Annotated in this window: 15 protein-coding genes; 4 read left to right on the top strand and 11 right to left on the bottom strand. The window is 63.8% G+C overall.

The genetic code is table 11. The annotated features are described in order from the left end of the window. The first annotated feature begins 51 nt into the window (after positions 1-51). Together JQ586_RS37265 and JQ586_RS37260 are read left to right on the top strand one after the other, a co-directional pair. The gene (locus tag JQ586_RS37265; RefSeq protein ID WP_212399630.1) at positions 52-1,302 is read left to right on the top strand and encodes an ABC transporter substrate-binding protein; all 1,251 of its coding nucleotides are present in this window, start codon (positions 52-54) and stop codon (positions 1,300-1,302) included. A gap of 96 nt (positions 1,303-1,398) precedes the next feature. Continuing rightward, positions 1,399-2,460: a tellurite resistance/C4-dicarboxylate transporter family protein gene (locus JQ586_RS37260; RefSeq protein WP_312017075.1), complete on the top strand. Its 1,062-nt coding sequence runs from the start codon at positions 1,399-1,401 to the stop codon at positions 2,458-2,460. A 75-nt stretch (positions 2,461-2,535) separates the two neighbouring features. Here the strand turns inward: JQ586_RS37260 and JQ586_RS37255 are convergent, their stop codons facing one another. Together JQ586_RS37255 and JQ586_RS37250 are read right to left on the bottom strand one after the other, a co-directional pair. Continuing rightward, the gene (locus tag JQ586_RS37255) at positions 2,536-4,551 is read right to left on the bottom strand and encodes a PBP1A family penicillin-binding protein (protein ID WP_212399628.1); all 2,016 of its coding nucleotides are present in this window, start codon (positions 4,549-4,551) and stop codon (positions 2,536-2,538) included. A 305-nt stretch (positions 4,552-4,856) separates the two neighbouring features. Further along, positions 4,857-5,156, bottom strand: coding sequence for a hypothetical protein (locus JQ586_RS37250; protein WP_212399627.1), 300 nt, complete (start codon positions 5,154-5,156; stop codon positions 4,857-4,859). Positions 5,157-5,471: 315 nt separating this feature from the next. Here JQ586_RS37250 and JQ586_RS37245 point away from each other — a divergent pair, with 315 nt between their 5' ends. Next, positions 5,472-5,684, top strand: coding sequence for a hypothetical protein (locus JQ586_RS37245; RefSeq protein WP_212399626.1), 213 nt, complete (start codon positions 5,472-5,474; stop codon positions 5,682-5,684). Between the two features lie 35 nt (positions 5,685-5,719). Here the strand turns inward: JQ586_RS37245 and JQ586_RS37240 are convergent, their stop codons facing one another. After that, the gene (locus JQ586_RS37240; protein WP_212399625.1) at positions 5,720-6,730 is read right to left on the bottom strand and encodes an AraC family transcriptional regulator; all 1,011 of its coding nucleotides are present in this window, start codon (positions 6,728-6,730) and stop codon (positions 5,720-5,722) included. A 160-nt stretch (positions 6,731-6,890) separates the two neighbouring features. On the opposite strand from JQ586_RS37240, the gene JQ586_RS37235 reads away from it, so the two are divergent. Further along, the gene (locus JQ586_RS37235; protein WP_212399624.1) at positions 6,891-8,054 is read left to right on the top strand and encodes an alkane 1-monooxygenase; all 1,164 of its coding nucleotides are present in this window, start codon (positions 6,891-6,893) and stop codon (positions 8,052-8,054) included. 40 nt (positions 8,055-8,094) lie between these two features. On the opposite strand, the gene fabA is transcribed toward JQ586_RS37235, so the two are convergent. The 8 genes from fabA to JQ586_RS37195 form a co-directional block, all read right to left on the bottom strand. Further along, entirely contained in the window at positions 8,095-8,625 is a 531-nt protein-coding gene (fabA, locus tag JQ586_RS37230; RefSeq protein ID WP_212399623.1) for a bifunctional 3-hydroxydecanoyl-ACP dehydratase/trans-2-decenoyl-ACP isomerase, read from the bottom strand. Between the two features lie 59 nt (positions 8,626-8,684). Beyond that, the gene (locus JQ586_RS37225) at positions 8,685-9,083 is read right to left on the bottom strand and encodes an ACT domain-containing protein (RefSeq protein WP_212399622.1); all 399 of its coding nucleotides are present in this window, start codon (positions 9,081-9,083) and stop codon (positions 8,685-8,687) included. Positions 9,084-9,296: 213 nt separating this feature from the next. Beyond that, on the bottom strand, positions 9,297-10,073 hold the full coding sequence (locus tag JQ586_RS37220) for a class I SAM-dependent methyltransferase (RefSeq protein ID WP_212399621.1): 777 nt from the start codon (positions 10,071-10,073) through the stop codon (positions 9,297-9,299). Between the two features lie 132 nt (positions 10,074-10,205). Beyond that, positions 10,206-10,670 (bottom strand): hypothetical protein, encoded by a 465-nt coding sequence (locus JQ586_RS37215; RefSeq protein WP_312017074.1) that lies wholly within the window; start codon positions 10,668-10,670, stop codon positions 10,206-10,208. A gap of 122 nt (positions 10,671-10,792) precedes the next feature. Further along, on the bottom strand, positions 10,793-11,086 hold the full coding sequence (locus JQ586_RS37210) for a hypothetical protein (protein ID WP_212399620.1): 294 nt from the start codon (positions 11,084-11,086) through the stop codon (positions 10,793-10,795). 335 nt (positions 11,087-11,421) lie between these two features. Next, positions 11,422-12,087, bottom strand: coding sequence for a hypothetical protein (locus JQ586_RS37205; protein WP_212399619.1), 666 nt, complete (start codon positions 12,085-12,087; stop codon positions 11,422-11,424). A gap of 120 nt (positions 12,088-12,207) precedes the next feature. Beyond that, the gene (locus tag JQ586_RS37200) at positions 12,208-12,786 is read right to left on the bottom strand and encodes an invasion associated locus B family protein (protein WP_212399618.1); all 579 of its coding nucleotides are present in this window, start codon (positions 12,784-12,786) and stop codon (positions 12,208-12,210) included. 12 nt (positions 12,787-12,798) lie between these two features. After that, positions 12,799-15,266: YadA family autotransporter adhesin (locus JQ586_RS37195; RefSeq protein ID WP_212399617.1), on the bottom strand; the 2,468-nt coding region annotated here is incomplete at its 5' end.

The following is a 15,266-nucleotide window of genomic DNA, read 5'->3' as shown; positions in this document are numbered from 1 at the left end:
GACCGCGTTCAACTGACATGAAGTCGGGGCGCCCTCGCAAGGGAGACGACAATGCGCACAACAATCGCGTTGGTTGCGCCGCTCCTGACCGCGCTCTTCGCCGCTCCGGCCCAGGCGCAACAGCCCGGCAGCAATGCACTGAACGTCAAGATCGGCGTTCTCAGCGACATGTCCGGGCTCTACGCAGATATCGGCGGAGCCGGATCCGTCATCGCGGCGCAAATGGCGGTCGAGGATTTCAATCCCGCAAGCCACCACATGAAGGTCGAGATCGTCTCCGCCGATCACCAGAACAAGCCTGACATCGGATCGGCCATTGCGCGCCGATGGTTCGACACCGAGCACGTCAACGCGATCGCTGACGTGCCCAACTCCGGTGTTGCGCTCGCGGTCAGCAATGTGACTCGGGAAAAAAACGGTGTCTTCCTGATCTCGGGCGCTGCGGATTCTGATCTGACCGACAAGCAGTGTTCGCCCAATTCTGTGCATTGGACCTACGATACCTGGGCACTCGCACATGGAACCGGCGGCGCGATCGTGCGACAGGGCGGCAAGTCGTGGTTTTTCATCACGGCCGACTACGCCTTCGGCCATGCGCTGGAGCGCGATACGGGGGCCGTCGTGAAGGCAGCCGGCGGCGAAGTGCTCGGCGCTGTCCGCGCGCCGCTGAACACGGCCGATTTCTCCTCCTATCTGTTGCAGGCACAAGGTTCGAAAGCGCAAGTCATCGGGCTCGCCAATGCCGGCGGCGACACCATTAACTCGGTCAAGCAGGCGGCCGAGTTCGGGATCGTCAAGGGCGGGCAACGACTAGCTGGACTCCTCGTTTTCCTGACCGACGTTCACGCGCTTGGCCTGCAATCGGCGCAGGGCCTTACGCTGACGACGGCTTTCTACTGGGACCTCAACGACAAGACCCGTGCATTCGCCAAACGCTTCGCGGCCCGCCACGACGGCAAATACCCGACGATGGTTCACGCGGGAGTCTATTCCTCGGTGCTGCACTATCTCGAAGCCGTTGCCAGGACGGGGTCGGCAACTGACGGCGCGAAGGTCGTCGAAGCAATGAAGTCAGCTCACTATGACGACCAGCTGTTCGGAGACACCGGGGTTCGCAAGGATGGACGGGCGGTTCACGCCATGTATCTCGTTGAGGTCAAGAAGCCGTCGGAGTCGAAAGGCCCGTATGATTACTTCAAGGTCCTTGCCAAGATCCCGGCGGACCAGGCATTCCGCCCGCTTGCCGAGGAGAAGGGCACGTGCGCTCTGGTGCAGACCGCGTCACAAAACGATTCAAAGTAGACACGAGGCATTCGCAGTCATCTAACTCGGCATCGTAAGGCCGCGCACTCCTGGCTCTTCGACTGGAAAGGAGCGTCCAAGCTCGGAAATTCCCCGGTGAAACATTTATCGCCAGCCTATTTCGCGCTCGTGATGGCCACCGGCGTCGTGTCGATCGGAGCGTCGGACTTCGGACTTTCATGGCTCGCGACAGCGCTGTTCGTCTTCAACCTCGCCGCCTATCTCGTGCTGGCGTGCCTGACCGCCTTGCGCTCGATCCGTTATCCGCGGCTGATCCTTGCCGACATGACCGATCATCGGCGCGGGCCCGGTTTCTTTACCGCGGTTGCAGCATCGTGCATTGTGGGTGCCCAGTTCCTGTTGATGGCGCACAGCCCGAAGGTTGCGACTGCGTTGCTGGTGCTCGGCACGGTGCTATGGGTCGGCCTTACCTACACCATCTTCACCGCGCTTACGGTCAAGCGAAACAAGCCTCCGCTGCAGGAAGGTCTCACCGGTGCCTGGCTGATCGCCGTGGTTGCAGCCCAATCGATCGCCACCCTCGCGGCCCTGATCGCTCGCGACTTGCCGCAACCACTTCGGGTGGAGCTCAATTTCTTCGCCCTGTCGATGTGGTCATGGGGCGGAATGCTCTATATCTGGATCATCTCGCTCATTTTCTATCGCGAGACCTTTTTTGCCTTTTCTCCGGGAGATCTGACGCCACCTTACTGGATCAACATGGGCGCAATGGCCATCTCGACACTGGCCGGCACAGAGTTGGTCCAGAACGCGCCGGCTGCGCCGTTTCTCGGCCTGTTGCTGCCGTTTCTCAACGGCTTCACCGTCTTCTACTGGGCCACCGGCACGTGGTGGATTCCAATGCTGCTCGTTCTCACGATGTGGCAACACCTGATCCAGCGATTTCCGCTGCGCTACGATCCCCTCCACTGGGGCGCGGTCTTTCCATTGGGAATGTATGCGCTCGCGACAAAGCAAATGGCCGCGACGCTCCAGCTACCGTTCCTTGCTCCCCTGCCGGCGGTGGCTTTCGTGGCGGCGGTGGCCGCCTGGACATTGGCCTTTGCGGCTCTGACCTGGCAGATTCTGCATGAATTTACGCGCAGGCGGAAAGCCCGCTGCCTGTCCGCAAGATCGGCAAGGCTGCCTCGCGGGTGAACGCACCTTTTGCGACAGTCGACTGGCGCCAGGCCGCCGTCGCCGACCACCGGCAATCCTATACGGCGCCATGGGTCATCGCGCACAGTATTGGCGGGGTCCACCCCAATAGGGTTGATACGTGCAATCCGACGCACGGAATGATCGATAATTTTCCTCGCAAGCCGGAATATTGCATTGAGCGGTCTGTGCTTCCGCGGCAGGAGGATTCGCGTCGCCGTCACCTGCAAATACCGAAGATGCCGATGCGCCTGCTGCTATTGCCGGCACGTCCGGCAACGTCGGAGCGGCCTCGGCCGTCGTCGGGGTGCTCGCCTGCTCGACAAAATTCTTCCACATCTGTGCAGGCAACGAACCGCCGACCACACCCTTCATCGGCGTGTGGTCGTCATTGCCGACCCAGACTCCGACAACGAGCGAATCGTCGAAACCAACAAACCAGGCGTCGCGATAATCCTGGGTCGTTCCGGTCTTGCCCGCTGCGAAGCCCTTCAGCGCCGCCGCCCGGCCGGTGCCGTGTTCGACCACCCCCTGCAACAGGTCGATCAGTTCTCCCTGATAGTTCGCGAGGCTGTGCCGGGATTCAGATGCGGCGACCGGCACGTCATCTTTGTCGCTCTGCGTCCTGATCCCGGAAATACCCCACGGGTGGGTGGGCGCCCTGCCGGCACGCACCGACGCGTAGGCCGACGTCAGGTCGAGCAGTGTCACCTCGGATGTGCCCAGCGCGAGACTCGGGTTGCTTTGCAGTGGCGCGCGCAGGCCGAGGTCGCGTGCGGCTGCGATCACCTGATCGATCCCAACCTCCTGCGACAGTCGGACGGTGGCATCGTTGAGGGAATTGGCGAACGCGTCGGCAAGTGCGACCTCGCCGTGGTGGTGATGCCCGTAATTTTCTGGCTGCCAGCCATGGACATTCACCCTCGCATCGAGGATTTCATCTGTCGGCGAGAAACCCTGCCGCAGAGCGGCATAATAGACGAACAGCTTGAACGCCGAGCCTGGCTGCCGCGCAGCCTGCACCGCACGATTATATTTGCTCCGTGCATAGCTGCGCCCACCCACCATGGCGACGACGGCGCCGTCCGGCCGCATGGCGACCAGGGCGGCTTGTCCCACGTGCTTTTCGCTTCCGTATCTTGCAAGCGTCGACTTCACAACGCCCGCCGCCAATTGCTGCAGCCGCAGATCGAGCGTAGTGCGGATCTGAACCGCGCCGCCGAGCGGCGGCGTGACCGCGGCGGCCTTGTTGTAAACCCAATCGACGAACCAACCGGTCGACGGCGGCGACACATCGGACGTGCCCGGTGTTGCCGGATGGAGCTTCGCCACCAGCGCATCCTGCTCCGACAGCTTTCCGTTGCTCACCATCGCATCGAGAACGGCGGCAGCCCGCCGGCGCGCCGCATCGATGTTGTGAATTGGATCGTCCTTTGCCGGAGCATTGATCATTCCAGCGAGCATGGCCGACTGCGGCAGGGTCAGATCCGCGACCTTCTTGTCGAAGTACAGCTTTGCCGCGGCGGGAAAGCCTGTCGCGCCCGAACCGAGATAGACATTGTTCAGATAGCTGGTCAAAATCTGGTCCTTGGTCAGCTTATGCTCGATCCAGATCGCGATGGCCGCCTCCTGAATCTTGCGTTTGTAGGTTCGTTCCGGACCAAGGAACAGCGTCTTGACCAATTGCTGAGTGATGGTGCTTCCGCCGGCGACGACCTTTCGGGCTGCGAGATTCTGTTCAAGGGCGCGCAGGATGGAAGAAAAATCGATAGCGCCGTGCCGAAGGAAGTGCCGGTCTTCTATGCTGAGAACGGCATTGATGACGTTCGGAGGCATCGCATTTGCATCGACCGGTGCCAGTTGCAGATGCGAGGTGGGCCACAAATCCCGGCCGTCCGCGGACTTCAGCGCGATGACACGTCGCGAGGTCACCTCGGCAGCAGGAGGAAAGTGAATGCCCCGCAGTTCCCAGCCGAAAGCGATCGCCAGCGCCGGGATCGCTACCGCAACGAAGCCGGCTAGGTAACGAAGTCGCGAGCGGGGTTGAGAGGGTGGCCGGCCTTCCGGAGCGCCCGAAGAGGGTATCGTCACGACAGAACGCCCCACGCCCGCTTGGGCCGTGTTCGATCTGCGTCTGTCGCGGAATGCTTCCTGGTGCCAGTCATCCGGGATCGTGCTTGCTCGGTTGGAGGTGCCCGTCAGGGCACGTCACCCCCGCGAAAGGAACGGCGACATGTCGAGGGAGTTCCAAGCACGCAGCAGGTCGCGTACCGCTGCGCGCAAGATCAGTCCGCGGGTGTCCTTCGCCTCCGCGGATGCGGCGGCGCGGATTCATTCACGGCGGCTTCCGCAGACAGGCAGAGCGGCCAGATTCTCGACGGGTCGTGACGGCCTGGTCAGTTGAACCGCGATGGCGGCTTCATCGACGGGCCAGCCTCGGTCCCTGGCAGGCCCCTGATGTCAGCAGTATCCTGCTCGCGGACGGACAGGCTGGACGGCCTCATCGCCGCACTGGCGCCCGGCATTGCGCCAGGCTGGACGGCAGGCCCGGCTTCGTCTCCAGGCAGGCCCGCGATTCCAGTGCCGGAGTTTTGCGAGCTAGGAATCGAGATGTTCGGTGCGGCCGTGCGCGCCATCGCAGGCAGCGCCGCGATGGTCAGCGCGAGCATGATCGCGCTCGTCTTGATCTTCTTCATTGGGACAACCTCGGTTACAGCTTTTCCCCTTTGTGCAGAACGTACGCTTGTTCCCGGCGTTCCGGCCTTACACGAATTTAAGGAGCTTGACCGCTGACGCGTGATCAACGCTTCGACGGCTTGAACCTTTCTTCGATTTCATGATCGCCTGGGTGGAATTAATTTGAATTTCCGCATCGATGAATCGACTCTACCCGTCGTCGCTCCGCCCGCCGATCTTGTTGACATCAGACGCGGCAGCACTGGTTCTTGCGCGTATCTGAGCACGCAATGCGCGTGACTCGAGCAGGTGGAGAGACCGCACATGGAGGCCTCATGCCACAATTCAGTCGCGAACTCATTGCGCTCATGCGGACGACACTCGATGACGTAATGTCGACGGTGCCTCCGGAGATCGCCACCACGGCAACCAAGGCCTTTCTCGCGGAATGCATTCTCAAGGCGGCTGCGCAGGGGCACACCGGCTACAACGAGCTCCTGGCTGCGGCGAGTGACCACATCCAGACCATCACGACGATGCTTGCGTGAAGGCGCAGGTGCTGAAACGAACCGGAACTGTTGACCTAGCCCCGCAGACTCTTCTCCCCGAACCAGCGCCGGCAGGCGCGGCTGAAGCTGGTTGCATCGGTGTAGCCGAGTGCGGTCGCCATCTCGTCGCGCGATTGCGTTCCCTCCGCGAGCATGGTCCGGGCCCGCTCGCGCAGCACGCCGTCGAGCAGCGGCCGGAACGGGCTGCCGGCCTCCGCCAGCCGCCGCACCAGCGTGCGCCGCGAGGTGCCGACGAGGCGCGCGGCGTCCTCCTCACCGAGGCGCTGCGGCAGGCGCGCCGCAATCAGGCTCTCGACGATCCGCGCCAGCGCTGCGCTGTCCGAGCGGGGCTTCTCGATCGCCTCCAGGGCTTCGATGGCCTTGGCGTGCAACTCGGGATCGGCAAAGGGCGAAGGCAGCCCGCCAAGCGCCTTCGGCACGTCGAAGATGAAGGCGGTCGCGTTGAATTTCACCCCGCAGGAATAATGCGACACGAGCTGTCCGGCGCCGGCAGGCGGCGGCCAGGGAAATTGCAGCGTCGCCTGCTCGATCGAATCCTCGAGCAACTGCACATACACCGCGTGCACGTTGAGGCTGACGGCCAGCGCCACGGCGCGCCAGGTCGCGTTGTCCATGGCGACGGCGGGAGAGATTTCGATCTGGATCGAGCGCGCGGTTCGACGCAGCCGGTTGCGGATGAACGGCGCGCGCGTCGACCCGAAGCGGGCGCCGACGTTCAACGCATCTGCTATGGTCGGTGCCGTCCGCGTCGCCACGTCGAGCGCACCTTGCAGCGATGTCGACCAGACGGCCGCGGCCGACAATGGCCACAGCTCGCCATGCCGGCGGGTGATGTTGGCTGCCAGCACCACCAGGGACGACACCGGCATGTGCGCACCCGGCTGGTCGAGGGCCTCTTGCCGGATTGCCGTGCCCCTTAGCAGTTCCTCGCGCTCGCCGCGCGTCTTGCCAAAGGCGCGCACCAGCGCCCGTGCGTAGCTCGCAGACACCGGCGCGCGAATGGCATCCGATTCCGATCCCGGCATGGCTGGGCAGCCTCCCCCGTGAAGGTCTGGCAGAAACAGACTTGGCGCAAAATGCCACAAAATTGGCCTGTTGTGAACTGGCGGCGCAAGCCCGCCTCGCGGCATTCTTGTTGTAACAACGGCAAGCGGCCGCCGCACAAAGAGACGCTGGAGGAATGCGATGATCTTTACGGGCACGAATGCTGCTGGCGAAACGATCACCTATCGGGACGGCAAGCGCTATCTGTGGATGTTCTCGTTCATTCCGCCGCTGGTCCCTCTCCTGTCCTACTGGCTCTTTCTCCGGACGCACAATCCGGTGGTGACGCTGATTCCCTTCGTCTTCATCTTCGTCCTGATTCCGCTGCTCGATGTCGTGATCGGCGAAGACACCCACAATCCGCCGCCGGAAGTGGTCGCCGCCATGGAAGCCGATCCGTATTATCTGCGGCTCGCGCGCATCACCGTGGTGTTTCCCTGGGTGAACTACATCGCCCTGATCGCCTTCTTCGGCACGCAGGACCTGCCGTGGTGGTCCTACGTCGTGTTGCTGCTCGGCGTCGGCACCATCAACGGCGGCGCATTGCTCATCGGGCACGAGCTCGGCCACAAGCCCGACCGGCTAAACATCCTGTTCGGCACGCTCGCCAACTGTGCGGTGGGTTACGCCCATTTCCGCGTCGAGCACAATCGCGGCCACCACACCTGGGTCGCAACCCCCGAGGACCCCGCCAGCGCGCGCTACGGCGAATCAATCTATGCATTCGCATTGCGCGAGCTGCCGGGAGCGTTCAGGCGCGGTTGGCGCAACGAAGCCGAGCGGCTGACCAGGCGCGGGGAGCCGGTCTGGTCGATCAACAACGAGATCCTGCAGGGCTTCGCACTGACGCTGGTCGTCGCGGCCGGACTGATTGCGCTGTTCGGCTGGAAGGTCGCGCCGTTCATCATCGCGCATCATTTCCTCGGCTGGTATGCGCTGACCCAGGCCAACTATGTCGAGCATTACGGGCTGTTGCGCGAGAAGCTGCCGAATGGCCGCTACCAGCCGGTCGAGCCCCGTCACTCATGGAACACCAACCACATCGTCTCCAACCTGATGACGTTCCACCTGCAGCGCCATTCCGACCACCACGCCAACCCGATGCGCCCCTACCAGTCGCTGCGGGATTTCGCCGACATCCCGCGGCTGCCGAACGGTTACACCGGCATGTTCGGGCTGGCGGCGATTCCGCCGCTCTGGTTCCGCGTGATGGACCCGAAGACACTGGCCTGGGCCGGCGGCGACATCAGCAAGCTGAATCTGGGCGATGGCGCCTCGGGCGGCTCCGTAGTGAACGGCGCGTGATGCGAGCCGCGAGCTTCGGATCGTTCTCCCGGCGCGACACTCACGCCGCAGACGTGATCAGCCCGACCCGCATGTCCTTCGCAACGTAGACGCACGCGTCGTCGGCGAAGACGTGGCCATCGGCGATGCCGAGCACCAGCCGGCCGCGCCGCACCTGGCGCAGGTCGACCTGATAGCGCACGCGCCTGACGTCGGGCGTGATGTGGCCCCTGAACCTGACCTCGCCGACGCCAAGCGCGCGACCCCTGCCCGGCGAGCCCGACCAGCCGAGCCAGTAGCCGATCATCTGCCACATTGCGTCCAGCCCCAGGCATCCCGGCATCACCGGATCGCCGTCGAAGTGGCAGGCGAAGAACCACAAGCCAGGGGTGATGTCGAGCTCGCCTGTGACGTGGCCCTTGCCGAACTCGCCGCCGTCGAGACTGATTTCGGTGATGCGGTCCATCATCAGCATCGGGGGCGCCGGCAGTTGCGCATTGCCGGGGCCGAAATAGCCGCCTTCGCCTGAGCGGAGCAGTTCGTCCTTCGAGTAGGACGATTGTGGTGCGTGAAAATCGTGCGGGTTGGGCAAGGCACACCTTTGGTGACGAGTGATGGTCGGTTGCGGCGTCGACGGCCTGGTCGCGGCCGCTACGGAACGGATATTCCTTGCAGGAGACCGAGAGCCTCTTCGGCCCGGTCCTCGGAAACGAACAGATGATCGTGGTAGAATGCCGAGACCGCATTCACGCTGATGCCGGCGCGTGCGAGACGCGTCGTGACCGCGGCCAGGAGGCCGACCGCGTCCAGCGAGGAATGAACCGTCAAGGTCAGAAGGCGCGAAACGAACGCGTAGCGCAGCCTCGCGCGCTCGGCCTCCTCCCGCCGCATCACGAGTGTCGTTCCTTCCCGTTCGCGAAAGACCAGGAGTGGCGACGAGGCGGTCGGTATCGCCTCGCCCGGCACAATGGTGCAGAACACGAACGTGCCCTCCTGCAATTCGGGCCTGATGCCCCTCAGCAACGCCGTGAGATCGCGTTCGCCTGCCATGGCCTGTGCCTTTCCAGAGCTCAGGTGCAGTCTATCCGGGCCAACCCCAGCAGCGCCACAGCTTCCTTCGTTCGGACCGACGGCCCTGGAGCATGATCCGGAAAAGTGTGAAGCGGTCTTCCCTCGCGGCAAGCGCCGAACGCGTTGGCGCGGAGATCATGCTCAAACAAGAAGCCAGAGCGGGATGACGGTTCAAGCCGATCTCATAGCGCTCTACGCGCCGCGGCGCTTCATGGCGCCGATGCCGAGGAAGGAGCCGTTGACTGACGGATATTGGTCGATGAACTCGACCACGTCGAACAGGGGCTCTTCGAACTCCTTCAGCGCCTTCCAGAGCAGCGTCGTGTCCGGACAAGCCTGAGAATGGACGTCATGATGGACTATGATGTCGGCGTGTCGGCGCACCAGGAGATGGTCCCGCATCGCACCCTCCAGGCTGTGATCGCCATCGATGAAGACGAAATCGGGCCTCAGCCGATCGACATGCGCGGCAACCACCGGCGCGGTGGAGAAAGCCCTGATGTAGATCGGCTCCACAGTCGCCTGCTCGCGCAGCAGCTCGAAATACCTGATGATGAACGGCGTCGGCGCGATCGGATCGACCGCAATGACGGTCTTGAGGCCGGCGCCGCAGGCCCTGAGCCACTCCGCGACCAGGATGAACATGCCGCCCCAGCGGCAGCCGATCTCCATGTAGCACGAGATGTCCGAGCAGTTGTCCGCGAGCCAGACCAGATACGGGGCAAGCTGGTTCGGATACTGCCAGAGGTGCAGACCCATGCCAAAGTTCGCCGACAGCTCCGGCGGCTGCTCGTGCAGCAGTTCGTCGTTCAGACCGAGCGTCGGGATGAACCGCCGTTCGAGGAATTCCGCATCGCTCCGCTGATCCGGCCTCAAGGCGGCGATCGCATCGATCGTCTCACGGATCGAGGGCGCGAGATCGACGAATCGCTGGTGTCGTTCGGTTACAGCTTGCTGGGCGTTGAGCATCGGCACCGTCAGGTCGGAGGGACACGCGGAGACCAGTCTCCGACTGCCTCCAATGCTTGAACGGACCGGGCATGCGTCTCGGGCGCAAAATCTTGCGAGCGGCACCAATTGTCGCGCCGGACCTCCCTCGCCTCAGCTGCTGCTCGGGATCTTGCGCCGCACCGCTTCGACGCCGGCGTCGGTGACCCGATAGCGCCGCCCGGCCGGCCCCTCGGAAACGATCCAGCCCTTGTCGATCATTCCGGCGACGGTGCTCGGGCCGACGCCTGCCGGGAACGGGCGGTGATTGCGGATGGCGTCGATCGCCACCCTTTCGAGGTGGGTGGCGACATGCGATGGGCGCGCCCGCCAGGCTTTCGCGACGATCAGGACCGACAAGACCTCCGCGCGCCGGCGCACCGCCGAGGCGCTACGCGTCAGTGCGTTGCTGATCTCCAGGGCGTTCTTGCCGGCCCCGGCGAGATCCCTGAGCTTGTCATCTTCGTTAGGGCCCCAGCGTCGTACGCTCCCCATCTGCCCCTCATCATCGCCTGGACGGCTCCTCGTGAAATCGATGCATACGCAGGCGGAACTGATTTGCCATGTGACTTTCGGCACCTCTTGAGGTCACGATGGCCACACTGCGCCATGCCGCGGGCGCGGCACAGCGCAACATGAAGCGGGCCGACGCCTTGCTCCACAGGGAGCCGCTCGCGGCCCGGTTCGATTCGATCGGAACTTCAGTGCTTGCTCGGCTCGAGCACCACGATCACGCCGGTCGGTTCCGGCTCGTGCGGCCGCAGGCTGGTCAGGCTCGCATCGCTCCAATCGGCGAGACTCACGACCTCACCGGTCTGGCCCTCGATGTCACGTGTATCGGCGGGCTCGAGCACCTTGAGACCGCTTCTGTCGACGAAGTAGGTGTGGTCGCCGAATACACTGTTCAGTCGGGCGATGGCGGGATGATCCTCGGGAAGCACCTCGGCCTCCATTTGCATCATCGTCCGCTTCACCTGCTCGGAATTTAGCTTCATCAGCTGCTCCTGTTTCTTAAGGTCGCCGTGCTTCCTCGGGTCGTCCTTTCGTAGGGGTCTCCTTGGCGGGTTTCCTCCGTGTTACCCGTTCTCGCGAGGGCATCGGACTCTCGAACCGATCCCGCACCGAAACGTTCCCCGAGCCGTATGCGGTTTGATCGCGCAAATCGGGTTCCGCGAGGATCAGGCGATGCCGGGCCGCACGACCCCGTCGATAACGGCGTCATTGATGCGCCGCTGTTCGGCCGCCGGCTTGTCGCAATTGCCGGTACACGAACACGCCGTCTGCCCAGGTCAAGAGATTGCATCTGAAGGCCTTCAGGCGCGAGTGATTGTCAGCCTGCCAGCCGTAACGCCGTCACGGCGACGCATGCATTGCCGAACGGAACGAGCATGACTTGCACTCCGCTTGGCAACGTCGTCAGGGACAGATCGCCCAAGGCTGTGGTTCGGCCATTCTGCTTCGTGAGCTCCGCGCCGATGTTCTGGCAACTCTCGCCGCTGGGCGTGACCCTGACCATCGTCCCCTCACACGACAAGCCGACTGGCGCGGCAAATACGACGCCTGCCGATCGTTGCAGGGCTTCGCCATTCCGAGCTGGATTGATTGCGACCAGCGACTGCACGGAATGCGCATTGCCGGCTTTCGAGTCCCACTGGGTTTGCGCCGTGAATGTCGAGTTCGCCGCGACACCGCGGCCAAGCGCACCAAAAACTCTGCCGCACGTCGTAATGCTGCCCTGGCGAGCCTGCTCGTCGAACAGCGTCTGTTGCTGCTCGGGTGCGGCTTGCTGCGGTTGAGCCGTTTCCGCAGCGCTCGAGGGCGCCTGTACGTTCTGAGGGGAAGACTTCTGCTTGACGGGCGGCTTGTGGGCGGATTGCGCCGGCGGCTGTAGCGACGTAGCCGGTGACTGCTGTGCGTAGGCCACGAGCCCGGCACTGAACGCCGCGACGCAGACCGCGGCGATCGCAGCACACGTGGGCAGCAGGTATTGATTCATCCCCGTTGACGATTCATCCTGTTCTTCCCGCCCCAGGCCCCTGCCCCGGAATCTCGCCGCCCAGCTGACATGAGATGTCCGAACCCGCATGCTTTTCCTCCAGATCCCTTTTGCCTCGTCTCACTCGTGCCTCTGGTCACTCGTTTTCGACAACGCAGCAACCAGCCCATCGAGCGGCGCATTCAGCACGACCGGCCCGATCTGCGGGAGTTGGTAGGTCACCACGCACGTCGTGGCCGCCCGGATATGCCTCTTCAGCACATCGCCGATTGCGATCGTCGCGAAACAGAAGCTGGCATTGCAACGGTCCGTCCGGGCGATGATCCGGTCGGGCTTTTCGCCCATGGTCAGCTCGATCGGCTGCCCGGATCCGGCTGCAGCCGGCACGCGCATCATCATCAGCGGCTTGCCGTCGTCGGTCGCCACGAGCGACCAGCTGAAGGCCACCGCGCCTTGCGGATTGATGATCGCCTGGGTGATGTTGCATACCCGGCGCCTGGCGTTGAGGCTTTCATCGCAGATCAGGGTCCAGTTCCTGAACGGTTGAATCGTGCGCCTGAATCTGCCGAGTGTTTCTCCCTCCGGAATCGCCACGTCCGACGGCTTTACGATGTAGGCCAGAGGCGGCGCCTGCTGCGCGACGATCGTCGTGGCTCCACAGAGCCAGCTCGCCAAAGCCACGCATGAAAGCCGCCTCATCACCTGTCGAAATCAGTTGAGCGTGATGCTCAGGCCGCCACCCACACCCCAATCGCCACCGCTCGTGGTCGCCGCCGCATTCGTGCGCACGCGGCCATTCTCGCTGGTGTAGCCGATACCGAGCGAAAGCGCAGTCTCGCTGCGCCACACGCCGCCACCCAGGGACGCGCTGACCTTGCCGGGCCGGTCGTCGTAGCGCAGCGACGAGGCGGCCAAGCCGATCGCAGCGCTGCGCCACGCGTCCTGCTGCACCTGTCCGAGCTTGCTGTTGAGCTGATTGAACGCGCCGTTCAGCTGGCTGACGTTGACGGCATCCGTACCGTTCACGCCCGGCGCCACGTTGCTTACGGTCACCGGCGAACCGTTGCCGCCGTTCAACGTTACTTTGTTGGTCGGGTTGCCGGAACTGTCCGTATCGTAGCGCACTGAAACCTTAGCGAGGGTCTGCAACTGGCTCACATTGACCGCATCGGTCGCGGCAGAGCCTGCGGCGACGTTGGTGATGCGGCGTTCGGCGCCGGGCGAGCCGACCGACACTTCTCCGGTGGTTACGCCTGCGACGGTTTTGCCGACGACCGGGGTATAGGCGGCATCGCTCAGGTTTGCCGTTGTCGAGGAGTTCGCACCCAGCGCCAGCGAATTGGCCTGGGTCGCTTTGGCGCCCGCGCCGATCGCAACGGTATCACTGGCCGATGCGGCTGCACCGTTGCCCATGGAGATCGCGTTGCTGGCGCTTGCGACCGACTGCGGCCCGATCGCCACGCTCTCCGCACCGCTGGCCGAGGAATCAGCCGCCGTCGACTTGGCGTGGAAGTACTTCGCATTCACGGGGGTGACGTCCCTTGAATCACCGGCGGAGATCTTGTTGACGACGCTGTAAAGGTTGTCGAGCGAGGTATTGATGGCCCAGAGCTGGGATCCGTTAATCGCGTCAGTTGACTTCGAGGAGATCTGACCGGCGGCGACGTTGGTGATGGTGCGCTCCGCACCGGCGCTCCCGACGCTGACCGTTGACGTCGGCGAAGTGCCGGCGAAGCTGTAGCTCTTGCCGCCGATGGCGGTGCCGGTGGTCGCAACCACGGTCGAAGTCGTCGAGTTGGCGCCGAGCGCCACATCTCCGGATTGCGCGCTGGCTTTCGCATCCGCCCCGAGCGCGACACTGGTTGCATTGGAGGTCGATGCCCCGGCACCGAACGCAAGCGACTGGGTGCCGTTTGCCTGGGCATAGGTACCGAACGCAATGGCGTCCGCAGATGCAACGCTTGCATTTTGGCCGATGGCGATACCGCCCGGCGCGGTCTGCTGGACGATCGCGCCAAAACCCATACCGATGCCGTTATCGCCATTGACAACAGTCTGCGGTCCTGCGGCCACGGAATTGTCGCCGACAGCCAACGAGTCCGACAGTGTCGAGTTGGCGTGGAAGTATTTTGTGGTCGTGGTCGCGAAGGACGACAACGCGCCGGTCAACTGGCGTACGGTGACGGCGTCGCTGGATTGCGTGCCGTCGGCAACATTTGTGATCTGGCGGTAGCTGGTGGCGTTGCCGACTGAAACCGCACCGAGCAGCGTCAGGTCGGTGGTGTTGTAGGGGATGTAAGTGCCGATTGTGCCGGTCGCTGGCGCGACCGCGCGATTGGAAACCGAGCCGGATCCAATCGCCACACCGTCCGTTACCGTCGCACGGGTGTTGTAACCGAGTGAGGTGCCGTTCGCCGCGCTGGCCGACGCGGCAACTCCGGACGCGAGCGAGTTGGCTCCGGTAGCGCCGTTGTTGGCGTAGTTCGCCTGCTGGGTGCCTCCGTCGTTGACACCGTAGTAGTGCGTGAGGCCACCGGATACTGACGTGACCGCCTGGCTTACCGCATAGAGCTGCGAACCGTTGATCGCATCTGTCGAGGTGCCGCTGATCCGCCCCGCCGCCAAATTGGTGATGGTACGCTCCGCGCCGGGCGCGCCGACGCTCACCGTGCTCGTCGGCGTTGTACCGGCGAAGCTGGAGGCCGTGCCGTTGATGGTAGTGCCGGTGGTCGCGACCGCCGCGGCCGTCACCGAACCCGAGCCCAGCGCCACGTCGTTGGCGTTGCCGGCCCTGGAGTTGAGACCAAGCGCCACGCTGCCAGTTCCGATCGCATGGGCCACCGGGCCGATCGCAACGCTGTCGTTGCCGGTTGCCGTGCTGTCTGCCAGCGTCGAATTGGCATGGAAGTATTTGATGCCTGCGCCGTTGGCGATCGTGCTGATCGCCTGGTTGGTGGCGTAGAGTTCGGAGCCGTTGACGGCGTCGGTCGAGGTGCCGCTGATCCGCCCCGCCGCCAAATTGGTGATGGTACGCTCCGCGCCGGGCGCGCCGACGCTCACCGTGCTCGTCGGCGTTGTACCGGCGAAGCTGGAGGCCGTGCCGTTGATGGTAGTGCCGGTGGTCGCGACCGCCGCGGCCGTCACCGAACCCGAGCCCAGCGCCACGTCGTTGGCGTTGC

This window comes from Bradyrhizobium jicamae (assembly GCF_018130215.1).
Classification (GTDB): Bacteria; Pseudomonadota; Alphaproteobacteria; order Rhizobiales; family Xanthobacteraceae; genus Bradyrhizobium; species Bradyrhizobium jicamae_A.
This window is presented reverse-complemented; position numbering and strand designations above follow the sequence as displayed.